This is a genomic window from Curtobacterium sp. A7_M15, assembly GCF_030705415.1.
Classification (GTDB): Bacteria; Actinomycetota; Actinomycetes; order Actinomycetales; family Microbacteriaceae; genus Curtobacterium.
The window spans coordinates 1-20,522 of the sequence record NZ_JAUZED010000061.1; the positions used below are offsets into that span (position 1 = coordinate 1).

At 71.8% G+C, this 20,522-nt stretch carries 23 protein-coding genes; 16 read left to right on the forward strand and 7 right to left on the reverse strand.

Annotated features, from left to right (window positions below):
* Window positions 1–67: 67 nt before the first annotated feature.
* Window positions 68–1,039: an aldo/keto reductase gene (locus Q7F20_RS11785; RefSeq protein WP_305740278.1), complete on the reverse strand. Its 972-nt coding sequence runs from the start codon at window positions 1,037–1,039 to the stop codon at window positions 68–70.
* 120 nt (window positions 1,040–1,159) lie between these two features.
* Here Q7F20_RS11785 and Q7F20_RS11790 point away from each other — a divergent pair, with 120 nt between their 5' ends.
* Complete coding sequence (locus tag Q7F20_RS11790) at window positions 1,160–2,128, forward strand: beta-ketoacyl-ACP synthase 3 (protein ID WP_305740279.1); 969 nt, start codon at window positions 1,160–1,162, stop codon at window positions 2,126–2,128.
* Between the two features lie 230 nt (window positions 2,129–2,358).
* Here Q7F20_RS11790 and Q7F20_RS11795 read toward each other — a convergent pair whose 3' ends face one another.
* A complete protein-coding gene (locus tag Q7F20_RS11795; RefSeq protein WP_305740280.1) occupies window positions 2,359–3,288 on the reverse strand; it encodes a hypothetical protein in 930 nt (309 codons plus the stop codon).
* Window positions 3,289–3,327: 39 nt separating this feature from the next.
* On the opposite strand from Q7F20_RS11795, the gene Q7F20_RS11800 reads away from it, so the two are divergent.
* The gene (locus tag Q7F20_RS11800; protein WP_305740281.1) at window positions 3,328–3,990 is read left to right on the forward strand and encodes a hypothetical protein; all 663 of its coding nucleotides are present in this window, start codon (window positions 3,328–3,330) and stop codon (window positions 3,988–3,990) included.
* On the opposite strand, the gene Q7F20_RS11805 is transcribed toward Q7F20_RS11800, so the two are convergent.
* The 5 genes from Q7F20_RS11805 to Q7F20_RS11825 all read right to left on the reverse strand — a co-directional run bounded on the left by Q7F20_RS11805 (window position 3,977) and on the right by Q7F20_RS11825 (window position 8,379).
* Entirely contained in the window at window positions 3,977–4,936 is a 960-nt protein-coding gene (locus Q7F20_RS11805) for a hypothetical protein (protein ID WP_305740282.1), read from the reverse strand. The genes Q7F20_RS11800 and Q7F20_RS11805 overlap by 14 nt on opposite strands.
* 276 nt (window positions 4,937–5,212) lie before the next feature.
* Window positions 5,213–5,587 carry a flagellar assembly protein FliW gene (fliW, locus tag Q7F20_RS11810; RefSeq protein WP_305740283.1) on the reverse strand — a complete coding sequence of 125 codons (375 nt, stop codon included), beginning with the start codon at window positions 5,585–5,587 and terminating at the stop codon, window positions 5,213–5,215.
* Window positions 5,584–6,465 carry a flagellar hook-associated protein FlgL gene (flgL, locus tag Q7F20_RS11815; protein ID WP_305740284.1) on the reverse strand — a complete coding sequence of 294 codons (882 nt, stop codon included), beginning with the start codon at window positions 6,463–6,465 and terminating at the stop codon, window positions 5,584–5,586. Before flgL ends, fliW begins: the two co-directional genes overlap by 4 nt.
* Before the next feature lie 2 nt (window positions 6,466–6,467).
* Window positions 6,468–7,889 (reverse strand): flagellar hook-associated protein FlgK, encoded by a 1,422-nt coding sequence (flgK, locus tag Q7F20_RS11820; RefSeq protein ID WP_305740285.1) that lies wholly within the window; start codon window positions 7,887–7,889, stop codon window positions 6,468–6,470.
* Between the two features lie 4 nt (window positions 7,890–7,893).
* Window positions 7,894–8,379 carry a flagellar protein FlgN gene (locus Q7F20_RS11825; RefSeq protein WP_305740286.1) on the reverse strand — a complete coding sequence of 162 codons (486 nt, stop codon included), beginning with the start codon at window positions 8,377–8,379 and terminating at the stop codon, window positions 7,894–7,896.
* A gap of 393 nt (window positions 8,380–8,772) precedes the next feature.
* Here Q7F20_RS11825 and Q7F20_RS11830 point away from each other — a divergent pair, with 393 nt between their 5' ends.
* The 14 genes from Q7F20_RS11830 to Q7F20_RS11895 all read left to right on the forward strand — a co-directional run bounded on the left by Q7F20_RS11830 (window position 8,773) and on the right by Q7F20_RS11895 (window position 20,358).
* Window positions 8,773–9,624: a sigma-70 family RNA polymerase sigma factor gene (locus Q7F20_RS11830; RefSeq protein WP_305740287.1), complete on the forward strand. Its 852-nt coding sequence runs from the start codon at window positions 8,773–8,775 to the stop codon at window positions 9,622–9,624.
* Window positions 9,625–9,753: 129 nt separating this feature from the next.
* Window positions 9,754–10,593 carry a flagellin gene (locus Q7F20_RS11835; protein WP_305740288.1) on the forward strand — a complete coding sequence of 280 codons (840 nt, stop codon included), beginning with the start codon at window positions 9,754–9,756 and terminating at the stop codon, window positions 10,591–10,593.
* Between the two features lie 91 nt (window positions 10,594–10,684).
* Window positions 10,685–12,082 carry a flagellar filament capping protein FliD gene (gene fliD / locus Q7F20_RS11840; protein WP_305740289.1) on the forward strand — a complete coding sequence of 466 codons (1,398 nt, stop codon included), beginning with the start codon at window positions 10,685–10,687 and terminating at the stop codon, window positions 12,080–12,082.
* Between the two features lie 10 nt (window positions 12,083–12,092).
* On the forward strand, window positions 12,093–12,569 hold the full coding sequence (fliS, locus tag Q7F20_RS11845) for a flagellar export chaperone FliS (RefSeq protein ID WP_305740290.1): 477 nt from the start codon (window positions 12,093–12,095) through the stop codon (window positions 12,567–12,569).
* A complete protein-coding gene (locus Q7F20_RS11850) occupies window positions 12,559–12,843 on the forward strand; it encodes a hypothetical protein (RefSeq protein ID WP_305740291.1) in 285 nt (94 codons plus the stop codon). Before fliS ends, Q7F20_RS11850 begins: the two co-directional genes overlap by 11 nt.
* Window positions 12,844–13,425: 582 nt before the next feature.
* Window positions 13,426–13,770: a flagellar basal body protein gene (locus tag Q7F20_RS11855; protein ID WP_305740292.1), complete on the forward strand. Its 345-nt coding sequence runs from the start codon at window positions 13,426–13,428 to the stop codon at window positions 13,768–13,770.
* On the forward strand, window positions 13,767–14,162 hold the full coding sequence (locus Q7F20_RS11860; RefSeq protein ID WP_305740293.1) for a flagellar basal body rod protein FlgC: 396 nt from the start codon (window positions 13,767–13,769) through the stop codon (window positions 14,160–14,162). The genes Q7F20_RS11855 and Q7F20_RS11860 overlap by 4 nt, the downstream gene beginning before the upstream one ends.
* On the forward strand, window positions 14,162–14,521 hold the full coding sequence (gene fliE / locus Q7F20_RS11865) for a flagellar hook-basal body complex protein FliE (protein ID WP_305740294.1): 360 nt from the start codon (window positions 14,162–14,164) through the stop codon (window positions 14,519–14,521). Before Q7F20_RS11860 ends, fliE begins: the two co-directional genes overlap by 1 nt.
* A complete protein-coding gene (gene fliF, locus Q7F20_RS11870; protein WP_305740295.1) occupies window positions 14,521–16,179 on the forward strand; it encodes a flagellar basal-body MS-ring/collar protein FliF in 1,659 nt (552 codons plus the stop codon). Before fliE ends, fliF begins: the two co-directional genes overlap by 1 nt.
* On the forward strand, window positions 16,176–17,240 hold the full coding sequence (gene fliG, locus Q7F20_RS11875; protein WP_305740296.1) for a flagellar motor switch protein FliG: 1,065 nt from the start codon (window positions 16,176–16,178) through the stop codon (window positions 17,238–17,240). Before fliF ends, fliG begins: the two co-directional genes overlap by 4 nt.
* Window positions 17,233–17,868, forward strand: a complete 636-nt coding sequence (locus tag Q7F20_RS11880) for a hypothetical protein (RefSeq protein ID WP_305740297.1) — start codon at window positions 17,233–17,235, stop codon at window positions 17,866–17,868. Before fliG ends, Q7F20_RS11880 begins: the two co-directional genes overlap by 8 nt.
* Window positions 17,865–19,217, forward strand: a complete 1,353-nt coding sequence (locus tag Q7F20_RS11885; protein ID WP_305740298.1) for a FliI/YscN family ATPase — start codon at window positions 17,865–17,867, stop codon at window positions 19,215–19,217. Before Q7F20_RS11880 ends, Q7F20_RS11885 begins: the two co-directional genes overlap by 4 nt.
* On the forward strand, window positions 19,217–19,645 hold the full coding sequence (locus Q7F20_RS11890; protein ID WP_305740299.1) for a flagellar export protein FliJ: 429 nt from the start codon (window positions 19,217–19,219) through the stop codon (window positions 19,643–19,645). The genes Q7F20_RS11885 and Q7F20_RS11890 overlap by 1 nt, the downstream gene beginning before the upstream one ends.
* Entirely contained in the window at window positions 19,645–20,358 is a 714-nt protein-coding gene (locus Q7F20_RS11895; protein ID WP_305740300.1) for a C40 family peptidase, read from the forward strand. The genes Q7F20_RS11890 and Q7F20_RS11895 overlap by 1 nt, the downstream gene beginning before the upstream one ends.
* Window positions 20,359–20,522: the final 164 nt, after the last annotated feature.

Below are 20,522 nucleotides of genomic sequence, written 5' to 3' on the forward strand. Positions count from 1 at the left end.
GGTGCGGGTCGGACCCGCACCGCGCCTCCCGTCCGTGGCGCTACAGCGACGTGGTCGCGTCAGTGCGTCACCAGGCGTAGTCCTCGGGTGAGGTCTCGTGCCCCGGGAAGATCTCGTCGAGCCGGTCGAGCGCACGCTGGTCGAGGCGGATGTCGACGGCGCGGACGGCCGACTCCCACTGCTCCATCGTGCGCGGGCCGGTGATCGGCGCCGTGACCCCGGGCTGGTGCAGGAGCCACGCGAGAGCGAGCTCGCCCGGGGTGTGCCCGAGCTCCTTCGCGAAGGACTCGTAGGCGGTGAGCTGGTCGCGGTGTCCCTCGACGTACTCGGCGCTGCGGCCCGAGAGACGACGGGAGCCGTTCTCGGTCTTCTCGATGACGCCTCCGAGCAGGCCGCCCTGCAGCGGGGACCAGGGGATCACGCCGAGGCCGTACTCGCGAGCGGCGGGGAGGACCTCGCGCTCGATGTCACGCACGACGAGGTTGTAGATCGACTGCTCGCTGACGAGGCCGAGGGTGTTGCGGCGGGCGGCGGCCTCCTGAGCCTGGGCGATGTGCCAGCCGGCGAAGTTCGACGAGCCGACGTAGAGCACCTTGCCCTGCTGCACGGCGACGTCGATCGCCTGCCAGATCTCGTCCCACGGGGTCGCGCGGTCGACGTGGTGGAACTGGTAGAGGTCGATGTGGTCGGTCTGCAGGCGTCGCAGGCTCGCGTCGAGGGCCTGGCGGATGTTGTACGCGCTGAGCTTCCCGCCGTTCGGCCAGTCGATCATGTCGCCGTAGACCTTCGTCGCGAGGACGGTCTTCTCGCGCCGGCCCCCGCCCTTCGCGAACCAACGGCCGATGATCTCCTCGGTGGCGCCCTTGCCCACCGAGCCGCCGTAGCCGTTGGCGGTGTCGAAGAAGTTGACGCCGAGCTCGTGTGCTCGGTCCATGATGGCGTGCGAGTCGTCCTCGCTGGTCTCCGGGCCGAAGTTCATCGTCCCGAGCACTGCCCGTGAGACCGACAACCCTGTGCGGCCGAGGTGTGTGTAGTCCATGGTGCAGGTCTACGCGGTCGTGGTGCTCGCAGGCAGGCCCTGTGAGTACCGCCCTCGTCGTCGGCGCTGCATGCCGTTACGGGCATGAGCCGGTCGGGCAGGGGAGTAGCGTGCCGTCTCGTGAACAGCCCAGCACTCCGTGGCAGCCGGATCCTCGGGTTCGGCCACCACCAGCCCGCACGCGTCCTGACGAACGACGAACTCTCGACCATGGTCGACACGAACGACGAGTGGATCCGCACGAGGACCGGGATCGAGACCCGGCACATCGCCGGACCCTCGGACACCGTGACCTCGATGGCGATCGAGGCGGCGCGGAACGCCCTCGCCGACGCCGGCGTCGCGGCGTCCGACGTCGGGCTGGTCATCGTCGCGTCCACCACCCACCGCGACCGAGCGCCCTACACCGCCGGTCGCGTGGCCGCGGCTCTCGGTCTCTCGCCCGCCGCTGCACCCATCGACATCAACACCGCCTGCAGCGGGTTCGAGTACGGAGTCGCGCTGGCCGACCAGGCCATCCGCGTCGGGTCGACGGACATCGCGGTCGTCGTCGGCTCGGAGGTGCTCTCCGGCATCGTCGACTGGACCGACCGGTCCACGTGCGTGCTCGTCGGGGACGGTGCCGGCGCAGCCGTGCTCGGCGTGTCCGACGAGGCGCAGATCGGCCCGGTGTCCTGGGGGAGCGTGCCGCACCTCGAGGAGGCGGTGCTCGTCTCCGGTGACCCCGAGCGCTTCACCCAGGAGGGTCGCTCCATCTACCGCTGGGCCATCACCGAGGCCGCCGACCATGCCCGGGCAGCCGTCGCCGCCGCCGGGCTCACCTTGGACGACATCGGCGTGTTCGCGTTCCACCAGGCGAACCTGCGGATCATCGAGCCGCTCGTGCAGGCACTCGGCGGCGAGTCGAAGTTCGTGGTGCGGGACGTCGTGGAGTCGGGGAACACGTCGGCGGCGAGCGTGCCGCTCGGGTTGTCGAAGGCGTGGGCACGGGGTGACCTGCCCGAGGGAGTGCCGGCGCTGCTCTTCGGGTTCGGGGGCGGGTTCGCGCACGCCGGGCAGGTGGTGACGACGCCGGTGCGGAGGCGCTGAGCCGCTGGTCGAGGAGGACAGGAGGCGCGGTGCCGGGTGGCGCCGCGCCTCCTGCTTCGTGGTGGGTTGCGTCCGGTCCTCGGATGGTGCGGGGGTCGGCGGCGCGGGGGCCGGCGGTGCGGGGGTCCGCGGCGCGGCGGTCGGCGGACGGTGACGCTGCGGTCGGCGGCGTGGCCGTCGGCGGGACGGTTCCGTCCCGTCAGCGGTCGGCGGACGGGTTCGGCCGCTCGTCAGTCGTGGGTGCGGTCCGGGGTGTCGGCCCAGAGGTCCTCGCGGCCCTTGCGGCGCCCGATCGCCCGGTGTTCCTTCGGCGCTCTGGCCTGCTTCTGCTCCTTGGGTGCCTTGGATGCCTTGGATGCCTTCGGCTCCTTGGGGTCCTTCGTCGGCTTCGGTTCCAGCACGATGGGGAACTGCGCCGGGGGCAACCCGAACCCCGTCCGCGAAGCCTGGATCACCTTGCGTCCGAGCGCGTGGTTCCCGAGTCCACCGACCGCCGCACCGATCCCGAACGGGAGGGCTCGGCCGACGATCGTCGTACCCTGCCGTGCGGCGAACCGCTTGATGAACTGGTCGCGCACCTGCCCGCCGATCCCGTTCACGACCTGCTTCGGGAGCGACGAGGTCACCATCTCGCCCCAGAACGCCGTGCGGACCTGCCCGCCGGCGATCTGGCCGGCGAGCTGGTTGATGAGCTGGGTGCCCGGCGAGCCGAGGATCATCGCCATCACGAGCATCCGCGCGCGCTCGGGGTCGTCGAGTGCGATGCCGTGCACCTCGGTCACGGACTGCGCGAACAGGGCCGTGGTCTCGAGGAAACCGACGGTCTCGGCGCCGCTCAGCCCGAGGGCCGCCGCCATGCCCACGCCCGGGATCACCGCACTCGCGCCGACCGCCGCACCACCCGTGGTCACCGCCGCGAGGTACTGCCGTTCGAGGATCTGGATGATCTCGGCCGGGGACGAATCGGGGTGTCGACGGCGGAGTCCCCGCACGTGGGCGACGACCGCCGGGCGCTGGACACTGAGCACACGGTCGAGCATCTTCACCCAACCTGCTGGAGGGGGCTGCTCGGGGGTACGCGCGTTCGGGTCGCTGGGGATGGGACCCACAGGCGCCTCCGGCAAGGGAACGATCGCCTGGTCCTTCTGCTCTCGGGCCATGGACACGACGGTACGCCGGACGCATGGGAGGCTCGCTGGGTGAACTCTGCAGACGCACTCGATTCCGCACGGCGCGGCGCCGGCTTCCTCACTCCGGACGAGGTCGCGGCACTGGCGCCGGACGTACTCGTCCTCGACCCCGCGTCCGTCCTGGTCGGACGGTCGGTGACCATCGAGCGTGGAGTCGTGCTGTACCCCGGCACTGTTCTCGAGGCCAGGAGAGCCGGGTCGCTCGTCGTCCGGGCTGGGGCGCGGTTGGGGCCGGGGCCCGTCGCCGTCATCGCGGACGGGTCGCGCGTCGAGATCGGGCGGGCGGAGCTCGGGCCGGGGCCCGTCACCGTCGTCGCGATCGATGTGGTGTCACCGGGCACCGTGCAGGACTCGCCCGGTGCCGCGAGTGCGGACGTGGTCGTCGGCGACGGCGCTCGGCTGTCGGGTGGCTGTGTCGTCGAGGGACCGGCGGCGATCGGCGACGGCGCACAGGTCATCGGGACGGTTTCGGTCCGCGACGTCGTCCTCGGAGCCGGGGCGGACCGCCACCACCCGGACCCGGATCGTCGCGGTGCGGTCGTGAAGGGCACCGGGCGGATCCACGGCGTCCGACTCGGAGCCGGCGACGTGGTCGTCGGGCGGACCGCGGTCTCGGCGGTCGAGCGCCAACGTGACCACCACCCGGAGGCGCCGAGGTTCACCGACACGTGATCCCCGCCCGCCGGAGCTTCGCGCGGATGCGCTCGGGGTCCATCAGGTCGGCCCAGGTCAACCGGACGACGGCGCGGACCTCGGGGAAGGATCGCACGAAGTCCTCGCGCTGCTTCTCCTGCCAGTGCGCTTCGGCGGTGGAACGCCCGCCGAGCATCGCCGGGTCCTCGTACTTGCCGCGGCCGTCCACCTCGACCACCACGCCGGCGTCGGGGAACCAGAAGTCGACGACCGCCGTGCGCTCTCCGGGACGGTGGAACGCGTGTTGCTGGACCGGCTGCGGCACGCCGAGCTGCCGGAACCGGACCCGGCAGACGGATTCTGCTGGCGACCCCGACAGCGAGGACGCCATCTCGATCGCGACCGCCGCCTTGTCGCGACCCTTGTCACCGCGCCAGGACGCTTCGTCGAGCAGCATCTCCGGGAGGATCCGTCGTTCGAGCAGCGCGGCATCGATCATCGGGAGGCTCTCGACGAGCGGGACCGTCGCCGCGACGTCCACCAGCGTCCGGACGAGCGAGGCCGTGATGAGGCCCTCGAAGTCGAGCGTCGAGGTCGGCGGGAGACCGTGCCACTCCGAGTTCGGCCGTGCGCGTCGTGCGGCTCCGTGCACCCGGAGGAGTGCGGTCGTCTCGCTGCGCTCGCGTCGTCGGTCCGTGACGTCGATCTTGTCCGGCGGCGCGCCGACGAAGGGCAGTCCGTGGACGGCGGCAGCCGAGCGGTGTGAGAGTTCGACTGGCGGTCGGATGAGCTGCGAGCTCGCGCGGATGAGCAGGAGATGTCGATCTTCGGGACGGAGTCCGACGAGGTCGTCCGGCCGCGCGAGCACGCCGGGCCGGATCGCCACGAACTCACCGCGGTGGACCCGTCGCTGGAGTGCGCGCCGTTCTGCGCTCGGGTGACCGCCGGTCCGGCTGAGTGGGACTGCGAGGACGCGTTCGTGCATGCCTCCACGATGTCGCCGGGACGCGACCACCTGGCGGGGCGGGGCCGATCTGTGGATGACGAGCCGCGCCTCCAGGGCTGTGGAGGGGGAGCACGTGCGCAAGGTGCGACAACGTCGATGTCGCACGACGGCGACGATGTCGCCAGCGAGCGTGCGCAACTGTTGCGTCCGCGCGGCAGCGACGTGGTCGAGGTCGTACGACGTCGACCATGTCGTTCCGAGTCGGCCTAGCGCGAACGCGGCGAACGCGGCGAACGCGGCGAACCCGCCCGCGCCTCAGCGCCGGGCGAGCTCCGCGCGCAGCGGCAGGTCCTGATCCTCGAGGATGAGCTGCGCCCCGACCGACGTCCGGGCGTTCACGACGATCGGCGCGAGGAGGTTCACCGTGGTCCCGCCGTCGCCGCCGCCCGGGTTCGCGACGACGAGCAGCATCGCGTCCTCGGGCGCGGTCAGCCCGAGGCCGGCCGCCTGCTCGTCCGTGAGCTCCGGCGCGTACGACGGCAGGTGCACCGCGGCGTCGAGTACGAAGACGCGCGAGGAACCGCCGACCAGTGTGAAGAGCCCGTCCGCCCCGTCCACCGGCGTCAGCGTGAACACCGGGGCGGGCGCGAGGCCGAAGGGCGGGACGGCGAAGGTCAGGTCGATGCTCATCGGAGGTAGTCCATCAGGGTCGGCTGCAGGACCTTCGCGGTGACGGCGAGGGCTGCCTGGTAGTTGGTCTGCTGCACCTGCAGGTCGAGGACGGCCTTCGCGAGGTCCTTGTCCTCGATGCCCGCACGCCGGTTCTCGAGCGAGACGGTCGCGCTCTTGAGCGAGTCCTGCGCGGAGAGTGCTGCGGCGTGCCGGACGCCGACGTCGGCCTGGACGCCGCGCACGGTGCTGATCGCGGCGTCGACGTCGTTGATGCGGGGGTTCACGTTCACGCCGTTCTGCAGGTCGCCGACGATCGAGTCGATCATCGCGAAGACGGATCCGTTCCCCGAGCCGAACACGGCCGTGCCGGCGGTGTCGACCCGGACGGTCGTGCCGTCGCCGATCCGTCGGGTGACGTCGGTGCCCGCGGCCACCCACCCGGTGCCGGGGTCGTACGCGGTGGCTGCCGTCGACGATCCGGCGAACACCGAGCGTGTGCCGTAGGTCGTGTTCGCGCGGGACTCGAGCTCGGACTTCAGGGACTGGAACTGCGTGATGAACGCGTCGCGGTCGGTGTCGCTCATGGTTCCGCTGTTCGCCGCCTGCACGGTCAGGTCGCGCACGGAGTTGAGCACGGAGTACACGCTCGACAGGGCGCTGTCGGTCGTGGCCAGCCAGCCGACCGCGTCGTTCGCGTTGCGCGTGTACTGCGCGGCCGCAGCCTGCTCCTTGCGCACCTGCATCGACGCGACGGTGCCGACGGGGTCGTCGGAGGGCCGCTGGATGTTCTGCAGCGTCGTCGCCTGGTCGGTGAGCTGCGCGAGCTTCGCGGCGCCGGCCTGCAGCCGGGCGCTGGCTGCCGCCATCGTCATCTGGGTGGTCACACGGGTGATCACGGTCAGCCCCTCCCGACGATTCCGGTGCGGTTGATGATGGTGTCGAGCATCTCGTCGACGGCGGTGAGGACCCGCGCGGCGCCCTGGTACGCGTGCTGGTAGCTGAGCAGGTTGACGTTCTCCTCGTCGATGTCGACACCGGCGCTCGACTGCTGCTGCGTGCGCGCGTTGGTGAGTGCGAGACCGGTGAGCGTCGATTCCGACGCGGCGGACCGGGAGGCGCTGCCCACCCCCGCCACGAACGTCGCCCAGGAGCGGTCGGCACCGTCCGAGGCCGAACCGAGTCGCGACAGCGCGTCCGTGAACGAGTCGTCGAGTTCCCCCGCCGCGTTCCGCGTCGCCAGTCCGCTGGCGTCGGTCGGGACGACGGTGAGGCCCTGCGCCGCCGGCACGGCCGCGGTGAGCGCGAAGAACGGCGCACCGGTCGACCCGGTCGGGGTCGTGCCGGTCGCGTGCACGGCGTTGACCGCGGCGGCGAGCTTCGTCGCGACCTGGTCGTACGCCGCGGAGGCCTCGGCGAGTGCGCCACCGGTGCCGTTCGCCGTCGCGGGGGCGAGCAGCGAGAGGTTCCCGCCGATCGACCCGCCGGAGAGTTCCACCGCCCCCGCGGTGCCGGAGGTCCACGTCAGGGTGACCGGTGCGCCGTCGGCCATGCGCTGCCCGCCGCCGAGTGCCACGGATCGGGCGTCGCTGCCCTGCACGATGGCGTTGCCCCCGATCAGGACGTCCACGGTGCCGTCGCTGTTCTGGCGGACGGTGCCGCCGGCCAGCGAGGCGATCTGCTCGGTCAACTGGTCGCGCTGGTCCAGCAGCTCGTTCGCGTTCCCTCCGGAGGCGAGGGCGGTGCGGATCCGGCCGTTCAGGTCGGCGACCTGCGAGGCGGCGTCGTTGAGCTGCCGCACCTGGCCGTCCACGGTGCCGCGGACGCTCGTCCACTGTGCGTCGATCGCCGTCGAGCCGCTGGCGAGTGCACTGGCGACGGTCTTCGCCGCGCCGATGACCGCGCTGGCGGCTCCGGGATCGTCCGGGTGGCTGGAGAGTTCGCTCCACGAGGACCAGAACGCGTCGAGCTTGCTGGCGAGGCCGTCGTCGCCGGGTTCGTGCAGCCCGTCCTCGAGTGCGGAGAGCGCGGTCGCCCGGGCGTCGGCGTAGGCCGAGGAGCCGGCGGCCACCCGGACGCCGGCGTCGAGCGTCAGGGACGCCAGCCGGGCGATCCCGTCGACGGAGACGCCCTGGCCCGCGAGCGCGGCGGTCCCGCGCACGAAGCCGGTCTGGGCTGCGGGGATCGAGGACTGCGTGACACGCTGACGGGTGTACCCGGCGGTGCCGGCGTTCGCGATGTTCTGTCCGGTGACGTCGATGCCGGCGCGGGCGGCGGCGAGGCCGGAGTACGCGGTGGCGAGGGAGCCGAAGGTGCTGACCACGGTGTTACAGGGTCCCTTCGAAGAGTCGTGCGCCGTCGGTGCCCGTTCCGGAGCTGCCGCTGGCGTCGTAGGTGGCGGCGCCGGTGACGGAACCGGCGAGCGTCTCCTCGGTCGCCTGCGCGGCGGCGCGGAGGAACCGGTCGTTCTCGTCGCGGAGCGCCCCGATCTGCGTCGTGAGCTCGACCATGGCGGTGAGGTGTGCGGCGAGGATCTCACCCCAGGGGCCGTTCGGAGCGGCGGCGACGACCTCGCGCAGGGGAGCGTCGGCTGCGACGCCCCACTCCTCGGCGACCTCGGCGCTCGACGCGGCGCGCTCGAGGCCGGTGCTGCGGAGACGCTCGAGGACCTGCTCGACCTCGCGGCTGGCGTGCGAGACCCAGCGGGAGCGACCGGCGGCGAGGAGCAGCTGTTCCTCCTCGAGCTTGAAGGTGAGCAGCTCGAGCAGTTCGCGTTCGCGCCAGAGCACGGCGGACAGTTCGTTCACGCTCATCAGCTCCTCCCGGTGGGTGTGTCGGTCATCCTGCGGACACCGGGACCTATCGGGTCGCGGGTGCCGGACGTAAGCACCGGATGGGCGACTGCGTCCCGCGGACACCAGCCGCGCCTCCTGGCAAGCACCCCATCGGGGGACAAGAACGCGCGTTCCCGACCCGGGGTCCCCCCAAATGCCGACCGGCGAAACGCCCCCTCACCCCCGCACTGGGGACGGTTGTGCACTCACTCAGGGCTTTGCCAGCCGATACATTCGAAGCGCACCGCGGGGGACACCCGCACCGCGTCGCAGGGACGCAGGGTGCACCACCCGGAGGGACCCGGGTGGGTCTTCGGCGTACGCACCGGCCATCCGAGGCCGGCGTCCGCCGCGCCCACGGACGGGTCAGGCATGTCAGGTGACCAGGGGATGAGCATGGACCGGAACGACCGCAACGCGATGATCGTGGAGCACCTCCCGCTCGTGGGCTACATCGTCGCGGACGTCCGGGCGCGTGCCACCCACCTCGACCGCGACGACCTCGCCGCCGTCGGCTCGCTCGCCCTCGTCGCGGCGGCCGAGTCGTACGACCCCGACCTCGGCGTCCCCTTCGGTGCCTACGCCCGTACCCGCATCACCGGCGCGATCGCCGACGACATGCGCTCCGCCGACTGGGCGTCGCGCGGCACCCGGAAGCGGATCCGCGAGACCCTCGCCACGCAGGAGGCGCTGTCGGCCCGGCTCGGGCGGAGCGTCGGCGTGCAGGAGATCGCGGACGCGATGGGCGTCGACCGCCAGACCGCCGCGGACGCCATGAGCGACGCTGCCCGCACGGTGTCGCCGATCGACGAGACGGTGCACGACACCCTCGCCGCGGACCTGCCCCTGCCCGGCGAGGAGCTGCTCGAGGCGGAGAAGCGGCGCTACCTGCGCGCGGCCGTCGAGGCGCTGCCGGAGCGGATGCGGTTCGTCGTCGAGAACGTGTACTTCGGTGACCGCTCGGTGACCGAGGTCGCCGCCGAGCTCGGGATCACCCACTCCGCCGTGTCGCAGCAGCGCTCCGAGGCGATGCGCCTGCTCCGCGACGGACTGGCCGCGCACTACGGGGACGACGGTGCCTCGGTGGAGCCGGCCTCGAAGACCACCGCCGCACGCCGGAGCGCGTACCTGGCGCGGGTCGCCGCGAACGCCGCCGCCGGTGTGGCGCGTGCCGTCCAGGATGTCGCGACCGCCCCTGCCGCTCCCGTCGTCGCGGTCAGCTAGCCGTCGGCGGATCCGTCGCACGACGAATTCCGCCGATTCCCTAACGGCTCCGGCCGACCGGTCGAGAGTCATCCATGTCAGCCCACGGACGGGCAGACGCACGACCCAGATTTCACGGAGGAAACCACCATGGGTATGTCCATCAACACCAACCTCTCGGCACTCAACACGTACCGGAACCTCAACTCGACGCAGAACGACCTGTCGAAGTCCCTCGAGAAGCTCTCGTCGGGTCTCCGCATCAACCGTGCTGCCGATGACGCGGCCGGTCTGTCGATCTCCGAGGGGCTGAAGTCCCAGGTCGGTGGCCTCACGGTCGCCGCCCGCAACGCGCAGGACGGCATCTCCGTCGTGCAGACCGCTGAAGGTGGCCTCACCGAGACCCACTCGATCCTCCAGCGCATGCGCGACCTGGCCGTCCAGGCCGGCAACGACTCGAACAACGCGGACTCCCGCACGGCGATCTCCACCGAGGTCACCGAGCTGACGAAGGAGCTCACGCGCATCTCCGAGTCGACCAACTTCAACGGCATCAACCTGCTCGACGGCTCCGCCGGCAACGCAGGCGTCCTGAAGTTCCAGGTCGGCGCGAACGGTGACGCGGCGAGCCAGATCGAGGTCGACCTGTCCGGTGCGAACGTCGCGACCGTGGCGGGCGACGTCACCGGGCTCGACTTCACCACCGCCACCGGCGCGCAGGCGGCGATCGGCAAGATCGACGACGCCATCAAGTCGGTGTCGACCGCTCGTTCGAACATCGGTGCCATCCAGAACCGCTTCGACCACGCCATCAACGTGACGAACGTGGCCAAGGAGAACCTCACCGCTGCCGGTTCGCGCATCACCGACGTCGACATGGCGGAGGAGATGGTCAAGTACACGCGCGACAACATCCTCAGCCAGGCCGGCACCTCGATGCTCGCGCAGGCGAACCAGAGCACGCAGGGTGTGCTCTCGCTCCTGCGCTAGCAGCGCTGACGCCGTCGTCCGGGATCGTTCAGGTACCCCGGGCGGCGGCGTCGCCCGCACCCTTTCCCCCTCGTAGCGGCAGGAGCCCTCGATGTCGTCCGTGTCATCGGCGAGCAGTCTCGCGATCGACGGTCTCGTCAGCGGTCTCAAGACCACCGACCTCATCAACTCGCTGATGAGCGTCGAGGGGGTCCCGCAGACGCTCCTCAAGAACAAGCTCACCAGCACGAACTCGTTCATCTCGTCACTGCAGACGATCAACGGGCTCGTGCAGACCCTGGCGACGAAGGCGAAGGACGCGGCGAAGGCCACCTCGCTCGACCTCTTCACGGCGACGAGTTCGTCCTCCGGGGTCACGGCGGTCACCGGAGCGAACGCCAGCGCGGGGTCGCTCAGCTTCACGGTCGGGTCCACCGCCTCGGCCCAGGTCGGTGTCACGGCCGCGATGTCCACGTGGTCGTCCGCTGCCGAACCGATCACGCTCGTCGGCGCCGACGGCACGAAGACCACCGTCACGCCGGCGTCCGGATCCCTCGACGACGCCGTGTCCGCGATCAACAAGTCGGGCGCCGGAGTCACCGCGACGCGGGTCGCCGCCGGGACCGACGCCGACGGCACGAAGCTCTACCGTCTGCAGCTCACGTCGGCGAAGACCGGGGCCGCCGGGGCGTTCGAGGTCTACCGGGGCACGGCCGACGAGGTCACCGCCGGGACTGCCACGAACGTCCTCACCCAGGTCGGCGCGGCTGTCGTCACGCAGGCCAAGGACGCGAGCGTGACCCTGTGGGCCGGGACCGCGGCGGCGCAGACCGTGACGAGCACGACGAACACCTTCACCGACCTCGTCCCCGGGGTCAGCGTCACGGTGACGCAGCCCACCACCGAACCGGTGACGCTCACCGTCGCGCAGGACACCACCAAGGCGCAGGCCGTCGCGTCCGGCCTCGTCGACGCCATGAACGCCGTCGCCGCCTACTACAGCTCGAACACCGCGGTCACGAGCACGACCAGCGCGACGACCGGCACCACCACGACCACCGCCGGCGTGCTCTCCGGCGACGGCACCACCCGCGACGTCGTCCAGCGGCTCGCCAGCACCATGTCCGCGCCGGTGGGCGGGAAGTCGCCGTCATCGATCGGGATCTCGATCACGAAGGACGGCGACTTCACCTTCGACGCCGACGTCTTCCAGAAGGCCCTCGCCACCGACCCGGAGGGCACGCAGGCGATGCTCTCGGGCGTCGCGGCCAACGTCGGTGCCGCTGCCACCGCGGCCTCGGACAAGTACGACGGGTCCATCACGACAGCGATCACCGGGCAGCAGGCCGTCGCCAAGGACCTCAACACCCAGATCGACAGCTGGACCGACCGGCTCACCGCACGGCGCGCAGCGCTGCAGACGATGTACGCGGGGCTCGAGACCAGCCTCAGCAAGCTCCAGTCCCAGTCCAGCTGGCTCGCGAGCCAGCTGGCGTCGACGACGAGCTGACAGGAACCCCATGAACGCCTTCGACCTCCAGACGGCCGCCTTCCGGCAGGCCGCCCAGCCCCGGACCGTCACGGACCAGCGTCGTGCGCAGTACACGAACGAGGCCGTGCTCTCGGCCACGCCGGCGCAACTCGTCACGATGCTCTACGACCGGCTGCTGCTCGACCTGCACCGCGCGGAGGCCGCCCAGACGACCGCGGACTGGGACGCGGCACGCGAGCAGCTCCTGCACGCGCAGGCCATCGTCGGCGAGCTGTCCTCGACGCTGAAGATCGACGTGTGGGACGGCGGCGAGGGACTGCTCGCGATCTACAACTACGCGTCGACGTCGCTCATCACCGCGAACGTGCACCGGGACGTCCAGGCGACCCGCGACTGCATCCGGATACTCGAGCCGCTGCGGCAGTCCTGGCACGAGGCCGCCGCATCGATCCCGGCGGCGACCGCGGTCCAGCACCCGACGGGCGGGGCGCTCGGTGTCGCCTGACGCGGAACGCCGTGCCGCGTGGGAGGCCGTGCTCGAGGCGCTCGAAACCGACCTGACGGCGGGCGGCGACGTGCGGTGGTCCGAACCGTCCGGGCTGGGTCCGGTGCCGCGGGAGTTGGTGGGACGTGCCTCCCGGCTGCTCGCCGCGCAGCGGGATCGGATCGCGGCGCTCGAGGGGGATCGGCGGGCGACGCTCGACCACCTCGGGGCGCTGCGGGCGGTGGACGCGACGCGGGAGCCGCGCGGGTCGGTGTACCTCGACGCGTCGGCCTGACGCGCGGCGGGGCCGGGCGCGCGGGCGCGGGCGCGCGGACTTCGAACGACGTTGTCGATGTCGTACGACGTCGGCGGTGTCGATCTGGCGCGGGTGCAAGTTCGCGCGCGTGCAACGGGCGACGTTGTCGATGTCGTACGACGTCGGCGGTGTCGATCTGGCGCGGGTGCAAGTTCGCGCGGGTGCAACGGGCGACGTTGTCGATGTCGTACGACGTCGGCGGTGTCGATCTGGCGCGGGTGCAAGTTCGCGCGCGTGCAAGATCGCGCGGGTGCAACGGTCGACATGATCGACGTCGTACGACATCGGTGTTGTCGCTCGGGCGCGCGGGCAACAGTGCGCGTGTGCAACTGGCGACACGGTCGATGTCGTGCGACGTCGATGTTGTCGTACTGAGTCGGCTCGCCCCGCACGGCCCACCCCACCGCCCCCGCCCCCCGTTCGGGGCGACCCCTAACGCGCCCCACGCCCCGGCCGACAGCGCCCCCTGAGCACGGATCGCTCACCAGTTCGGCCACGGATCGGCCACCGCCATCAGGCGACGTCACCAGGGGACGCCGCCAGCGAGGGGACGGTCCACCAGTGTTCGATTCCGTGACGAGCGTCGCACTGCAGAGTGCGCTCGACGGCCTGTCGATGCGGCAGAAGGTCATCGCGAACAACATCGCGAACATCAACACGCCGAACTACCACGCCGAGAAGGTGCAGTTCGAGGACGCCCTCGCGAAGTCGATCGTCGACGGGGACGGCGGGACGACGCCGACGGTGGCGCGGAGCCTCGAGCCGACGAACACGAACGGCAACAACGTCAACCTCGACGAGGAGACGCTCTCGAACGTCGACACCGTGCTCCGGTACCAGTTCGCGACCCAGGCGATGAACTCCGAGCTCACCAGCGTCCGTGCGGCGATGCGGACCACCTCGTGACCACGTTCGACGCGATCGGTATCGCGAGCACCGGCATGACCGTGCACCGGAAGTGGCTCGACGCGATCTCGGACAACATCGCCAACGTCAACACCGTGAAGTCGATGGACGACACGGCGTTCCAGGCCCGCTACGTCGAGGTCCAGGAGGGCAACGGCGTCTCCGGCGCCTACGTCAAGGGCGCGGCGTTCGGCAGCGCCGCCGGCCGGGTGACGTACGACCCGGACAACCCGCTGGCCAACGCGGAGGGCTACGTCCGGATGCCGGACATCGACCTCGGGACGCAGATGGCGGACCTCATCATGGCCCAGCGGGGCTACCAGGCGAACGCCTCGGTGGTCGACCGCGCGAAGACCGCCTACGAGGCGGCCCTGCAGATCGGGAAGAACTGATGCCCATCGACGCCGTGAACGGTGTGACCACCAACGCGATGACCCGCGCGTTCGCCGGAGCAGCGGACGCCGCGACCGGCGCGGACGCGACCACGGGCGCCGCGACCACGAGCGCCGCGACCGCCCAGACCTCCGACGGCAGCGGGTTCGCGGCCAGCCTCGGGAACGCCGTCGACGGGCTCCAGCAGCTCCAGAGCGACTCGAAGACCCTCGCGCTCAAGGCCGTCACCGGCAACCTCGACGACATCCACGACGCGACCATCGCCGCCACCCGCGCGCAGGTCACGCTCGAACTCGTCTCCGCCGTCCGCAACAAGGGCGTCGACGCCTTCAACGAGATCATGAGGATGCAGGCCTGATGCCCGTCGCCGTCAAGGACCTCTTCGGTCGGCTCGCCGCCTACGTCAAGGGCTTCAGCGCCGCCCAGCGCACCATCGCGATCCTCGTCATCGCCGCGCTCGTGCTCGGCGGGATCGCGCTCGCGAGCTGGCTGGGCAAGGCGTCGTACGCGCCGCTGTTCACCGGACTGGCCGCGGCCGACGCCGCGAGCGTCACCGACCAGCTCACCACCGACGGTGTGCCGTACCAGCTGACCGACGGCGGTGCCACGATCCTCGTCCCGCAGGGATCGGTGTACTCGGAGCGGCTCAAGGCCGCGTCGAACGGGCTCCCGGCGTCGAACGAGGGCGGCTACTCGCTGCTCGACAAGATGGGCGTGACGAGCTCCGAGTTCCAGCAGGACGTCACGTACAAGCGTGCGATGGAGGGCGAGCTCGCGAAGACCATCGGAGCGATGGACGGCGTCCAGACCGCGACGGTCCAGCTCGCGATCCCGGAGAAGACCGTGTTCGTCTCGGAGGAGAAGGACCCGACCGCCTCGGTGTTCATCGCGACGAAGAACGGCACCGAGCTGACCACCGACCAGGTCCAGGCGATCGTGCACCTGACGAGCGCCGCCGTGGAGGGCATGCAGCCCACCGACGTCTCGGTCGTCGACGCGAAGGGCCAGACGCTCTCCGCCGTCGGCACGGGCGCCACCGGCAGCGGTGCGGACCAGGCGGCCGACTACGACGCCTCGACGAGCAAGAAGATCCAGGACCTGCTCGACACGACCCTCGGCGCGGGGAACGCCAGCGTCGTGGTGTCCGCGACCATGAACCAGAACTCGGGCACCCGCACGTCGGAGTCCTACACCACGCCGACCACCGGCCCGGTGGCGCTCAACGAGTCGTCCACCACCGAGCAGTACGGTGCCGGCTCCGGGGCGGGCGCGGGCGCGACGGGCGTCCTCGGACCGGACAACATCGCCGTCCCGAACGGTACCGCCACGAGCGGCGCCGACGACGGCTACAAGAACGAGTCGGCGACGAAGAACAACGCCGTCGACCACACGACCGAGACCACCCAGCTCCCGGCGGGCGGACTCTCGCGTCAGACGATCTCGGTCGCCCTGAACTCGAAGGCGACCGCGGTGCAGAACGCGAACCTGCAGAGCATCAACGACCTCGTCGCCGCTGCCGCCGGTGTCGACCAGACCCGTGGCGACCAGGTCCGCGTGGCGATGATGGACTTCGACACCAGTGCCGCCGACAAGGCGACGAAGGCGCTCGAGGTCCAGCAGAAGGCGGACCAGCAGGAAGCACTGTGGTCGTCGATCCGCACCGCCGGCATCGTCGTCGGCGTGCTGCTGGCCCTCGTCGCGGTGGGCGTCGTCCTCGCTCGTCGCAGCCGGAAGCAGGAGCGCGAGGCGGTCGACCTCGGCGAGCTCGACGCCTTCGCGGGGGAGACGTTCCAGCTGCCCCTCGCCGTCGACGAGCCCGACGCCCTCCGGGCCGGCGACGCGCCGACGGTCGCGCTGCCCACCCTGCCCGGCGACGACGCTCCGACCGAGCTCCTCACCACCGAGGACATCAGCGCCGAGCGTCGCCGCCAGGACATCCAGTCCCTCGCCGAACGCGACCCGAAGCGCACAGCCGACCTCCTGCGCGGCCTCCTCGACGACCGGGCGTCGGTGTGAGCGCCGTCGTCCCGAGCGCCGGCGGACCCGGCGGCTCCGGCGCGAACGGGAGCGACCGCGCGCTGACCGGCGCGCAGAAGGTCGCGCTCATCCTCATGCAGATGGAGACGGACCGCGCCGCCGAGGTCATGAAGCAGTTCACCGAGCTCGAGGCCGAGGAGATCTCCGCCGAGATCGTCCGGATGCGCCGCGTCGACGACACCGTGGTCGACCGCACGATGACCGAGTTCCACCGCATGACCCAGAGCGGCCGCATGCAGAAGCGCGGCGGCAAGGAGACCGCGATGGGGCTGCTCGAGGCCTCCTTCGGTGCCGAACGGGCAGCCGGTGTCATGGACCGCCTGGCCTCGAACCTCGCCGGGCAGTCGTTCGACTTCCTCGACGACGCCGAGCCCGGCCAGGTCGTCACGCTCCTCGAGGGGGAGCTCCCGCAGACCATCGCCCTGGTGCTCGCTCACCTGAAGCCGGCGCAGGCGAGTGCCGTGCTCGCCGGGGTGGACGAGCGCGCCCGCACCGACGTCGCGCAGGCGTTCGCCACGATGGGGTCCGCCACACCGGAAGCCGTCGGGATCGTCGCCGGCGTCCTCCGTCAGCGCGCCGGTGCCGTGGTGTCGCCGCGCGAGAGCGTCGAGGTCGTCGGTGGCATCGCCCCGCTCGTGGACATCATCAACCGGTCGGACGTCGCCACCGAGAAGGCCGTGCTCGACGGGCTGGAGGCGCGCGACCCCGAGCTCGCCGAGGACATCCGCTCCCGCATGCTCACCTTCGAGGACATCGTGAAGCTCGAGTCGCGCGACATCCAGCAGGTCCTGCGCGGGATCGACTCGAAGCTCCTCGCGACCGCCATGAAGGGCGCCGCGGCGCCGGTCGTCGAGACCATCCGCGCGAACGTCTCGGAACGCAACCGCGAACTCCTCGACGACGAGCTGCAGGCGATGGGCCCGGTCCGGGTCTCGCAGGTCGAGGAGGCCCGCGCCGAGGTCGTGCGCTCCGTGCGCGAACTCGAGGCGCAGGGCGTCATCACGGTCCACCGCGCCGAGGAGGACGAGCTCGTTGACTGAATCGACCGTCCAGCGCGTCGCGTTCCCGGTGATCGGGGACCCGGCCCGGAGTGCACGCGCGTCGAGCGCCGACGTGCGCGGACACGCCGCCGGGTACGCCGCCGGACTCCGTCAGGCGCAGGCCGAGACCGACGCGCTGCGCGCACGGCTCGAGTCCGAGCACGCGGCCCGCACCGCCTCGATGCAGTCCGACACCGCACGCCGCATCGCGGTCCTCGACGCGGCGACGAACGCGATGCTCTCGCACGTCGCGCCGGTCCTCGACCAGGCCGAGCGGTCAGTCGCGGTCGCGGCAGTCGACCTGGCGGAAGCCGTCGTCGGGTACGCGATCCGCGCCTCCAGGACCGCGGACACGAGCGATGACGGACGGGAGGCGCGGGTCGTCCCCGGTGCGCAGGCGACCGTCGAGCGGGCGCTCGCGTCCATCGACCGCAGCGTCGCCGTGGCCGTCCGGCTGAGCGTCGCGGACGCCGCGCGCGTCGCCGACCTCGACCTGCCGGTCCCGGTCGTCGCCGACCCGTCGCTGCGCGACGGTGACGCCGTCGTGGACCTGCCGGACGGGCTGCTCGACGCGCGGATCGCCACCGCACTCGACCGTGCCCGGACGGCGCTGGGGGTGGCACCGTGACCGCGACGCTCCTGCGCCCCCGCGGGCTCGACGAAGCACTCCGCCAGGCCGCGCCGCAGCGGGTCGGCGTCGTGACGAGCGCCGTCGGCCTCGGCCTCACGATCGCCGGGCTCGACGCGCACGTGGGCGAGGTCGTCTCCGTCGGCGCGGAAGGGGCGCCGCAGACGCTCGTCGAGGTCGTCGCCACCGACGTCACCGGCGTCCGGTGCATGCCGCTCGGGCGTCTCACCGGTGTCACCGCAGGCACACCGGCGCGTCCCACCGGGCGACCCGTGCTCGTGCCCACGGGCGCGGGCCTCTTCGGGCGCGTGCTCGACGGGCTCGGACGGCCGACCGACGAGCGCGGCCCGCTCCTCGGTCCCGGCGGCGAGCCGGTCGCGTGGGTGCCGCTCGACCACGAGACGCCGAACGCCATGGCGCGCACGCGCATCGACACCCCGATGCAGCTCGGCGTCCGCGTGCTCGACACCCTCACGACCGTCGGCCGCGGGCAGCGCATGGGCCTGTTCGCGGGCTCCGGCGTCGGCAAGTCCTCGCTGCTCTCGATGATCGCCCGGGGGAGCGACGCCGCCGTCAACGTCATCGCCCTCGTCGGCGAGCGCGGACGCGAGGTGCGCGAGTTCCTCGAGGACGACCTCGGTCCGGAAGGCCTCGCCCGTTCGATCGTCGTCGTGTCCACCTCGGACGAGCCGGCGCTCATGCGCCTGCGTGCGGCGTTCGTCGCCACCCGCATCGCGGAGTCGTTCCGCGACGCCGGGCAGGACGTGGTCCTGATGATGGACTCGCTCACCCGCGTCGCCATGGCGCAGCGCGAGATCGGTCTGTCCGTGGGGGAACCACCGGCCACCCGGGGCTACCCGCCGTCGACGTTCTCGGTCCTCGCCGGTCTGCTCGAACGGGCCGGGACCGACCGGGTCGGCAGCGTCACCGGGCTCTACACGGTCCTCGTCGACGGTGACGACCACAACGAACCGATCGCCGACGCCGCCCGGAGCATCCTCGACGGGCACGTCGTGCTCGACCGGAAGCTGGCGATCACCGGACACTTCCCGTCCGTCGACGCGCTCGGCTCGGTGTCGCGCGTGGCCTCGAAGGTGACCACGCCCGGCCAGCGCGCCGCGGCGACGGCCCTGCGGAAGGTCATGGCCGCACGGAGGGCCGCGCAGGACCTGCTCGACGTCGGCGCGTACCAGCGGGGGACGAACCCCCTCGTGGACGCCGCCGTCGACCACCAGGACGCGATCGACCGGTTCCTGCGGCAGGGCATGGACGAGCGGGTGACGGCACCGGCGTCGTGGAACTCCCTCGAGGCGCTCGTCGGCACGCTCGGCGTCGGGGGTGCTGCCTGATGGCCCGCCGCTTCCCGCTCGCCGGGCTCCTCCGCCTCCGGCACGCCGAGCAGGACCGTGCCGCCGCCGCCCTCGCGGCCGCGAACGAACGGGTGCGCGACGCCGCCGACGCCCGGATCGCGGCGCGACGGAACCTCGCCGACGCCGAGGGGTCGCAGCCGATCCAGGACGCCGCGACCCTCAGCGCCGTCGCGGCTGCCCGTGCCGCCACGCGCGGCATGCTCGAGGAGCTCGACGCCGTCACCCGGACCCGACGGGCCGACGCCGACCGGGCGCAGGACGCGTACAACACTGCCCGCCGCTCGGCCCTCGGGCTCGAGAAGCTCGAGGTGCAGCACGACGAGCAGCAGGCCGCCGAGGACCTCCGCACCGAACAGAACGCCCTCGACGAGATCGCGGCGCGCAGCCGCGCGGAAGGTGGTGCCTGATGAGCGTGGACGCCGTGCTCTCCCGGATCTCCGAGATCCGGACCCAGATCGACGCCCTGCGGAGCGGGACGACCGCAGTGTCGACCTCGACCGCGTCCGGCGCCGCCACGTCGAGCGCCTTCGCCGATGCACTGGCGACGGCGACCGCAACGGGCGCGACGGGCAGCGGTACGACCGGCAGTGCAGCAGCGACAGCGACGCCGACACCCGCGACGTCCGTGGACGCCGGCGCCGGGACGCTCGCGACCGGCAGCGGTGCGACCGGGTCCGACGTCGTGGCGGACGCGAAGAAGTACCTCGGCGTGCCGTACGTGTTCGGCGGGACCACCACGAGCGGGATGGACTGCTCGGGGCTGGTGCAGACGGTGTTCAAGGACCTCGGGGTGACCATGCCCCGGGTCGTGCCGGACCAGGCGAAGATGGGCGTCGCGGTGGGGTCGCTCAAGGACGCCCAGCCCGGTGACCTCGTCATCCCGAAGGGCGAGGGGCACGTCGTCATCTACGTCGGCGACGGCAAGGTCCTGCACGCCCCACGTCCGGGCAAGGACGTCCGCATCGTCGACAACTGGTACAAGGACTCGGACATCGCCACGATCCGACGCATCGTGCCCGCGCAGGCGTCCGCCACGACGGCGACCTCCGCGGCATCGGGCGCGACCGACCTGCAGACGGCGGCACTGCTGTCCCTGATGAACTCCGGGAGCGCAGCATGAGCCTGACGATCAGCACACCGCCCGCCACCCCGGCACCGGCGCGGTCCGCGTCCCCGTCGAGCGCACCGGCGTCCGCGGACTCGTTCGGCGCCGCGATGGCCGCCGCCGGATCCGCCGGGTCGACCGCCGCCCCGGCGTCCGGACGGGACCGTCGCCCGTCGACG

Bases quoted from the DNA above. Each gene is read 5' to 3' on its own strand.
- Q7F20_RS11785 (WP_305740278.1), bottom strand. From the start codon at position 1,039: ATGGACTACACACACCTCGGCCGCACAGGGTTGTCGGTCTCACGGGCA.
- Q7F20_RS11795 (WP_305740280.1), bottom strand. From the start codon at position 3,288: ATGGCCCGAGAGCAGAAGGACCAGGCGATCGTTCCCTTGCCGGAGGCG.
- Q7F20_RS11805 (WP_305740282.1), bottom strand. From the start codon at position 4,936: ATGCACGAACGCGTCCTCGCAGTCCCACTCAGCCGGACCGGCGGTCAC.
- fliW (WP_305740283.1), bottom strand. From the start codon at position 5,587: ATGAGCATCGACCTGACCTTCGCCGTCCCGCCCTTCGGCCTCGCGCCC.
- Q7F20_RS11825 (WP_305740286.1), bottom strand. From the start codon at position 8,379: ATGAGCGTGAACGAACTGTCCGCCGTGCTCTGGCGCGAACGCGAACTG.
- Q7F20_RS11830 (WP_305740287.1), top strand. From the start codon at position 8,773: ATGTCAGGTGACCAGGGGATGAGCATGGACCGGAACGACCGCAACGCG.
- Q7F20_RS11835 (WP_305740288.1), top strand. From the start codon at position 9,754: ATGGGTATGTCCATCAACACCAACCTCTCGGCACTCAACACGTACCGG.
- fliD (WP_305740289.1), top strand. From the start codon at position 10,685: ATGTCGTCCGTGTCATCGGCGAGCAGTCTCGCGATCGACGGTCTCGTC.
- fliS (WP_305740290.1), top strand. From the start codon at position 12,093: ATGAACGCCTTCGACCTCCAGACGGCCGCCTTCCGGCAGGCCGCCCAG.
- fliE (WP_305740294.1), top strand. From the start codon at position 14,162: ATGCCCATCGACGCCGTGAACGGTGTGACCACCAACGCGATGACCCGC.
- fliF (WP_305740295.1), top strand. From the start codon at position 14,521: ATGCCCGTCGCCGTCAAGGACCTCTTCGGTCGGCTCGCCGCCTACGTC.
- Q7F20_RS11890 (WP_305740299.1), top strand. From the start codon at position 19,217: ATGGCCCGCCGCTTCCCGCTCGCCGGGCTCCTCCGCCTCCGGCACGCC.
- Q7F20_RS11895 (WP_305740300.1), top strand. From the start codon at position 19,645: ATGAGCGTGGACGCCGTGCTCTCCCGGATCTCCGAGATCCGGACCCAG.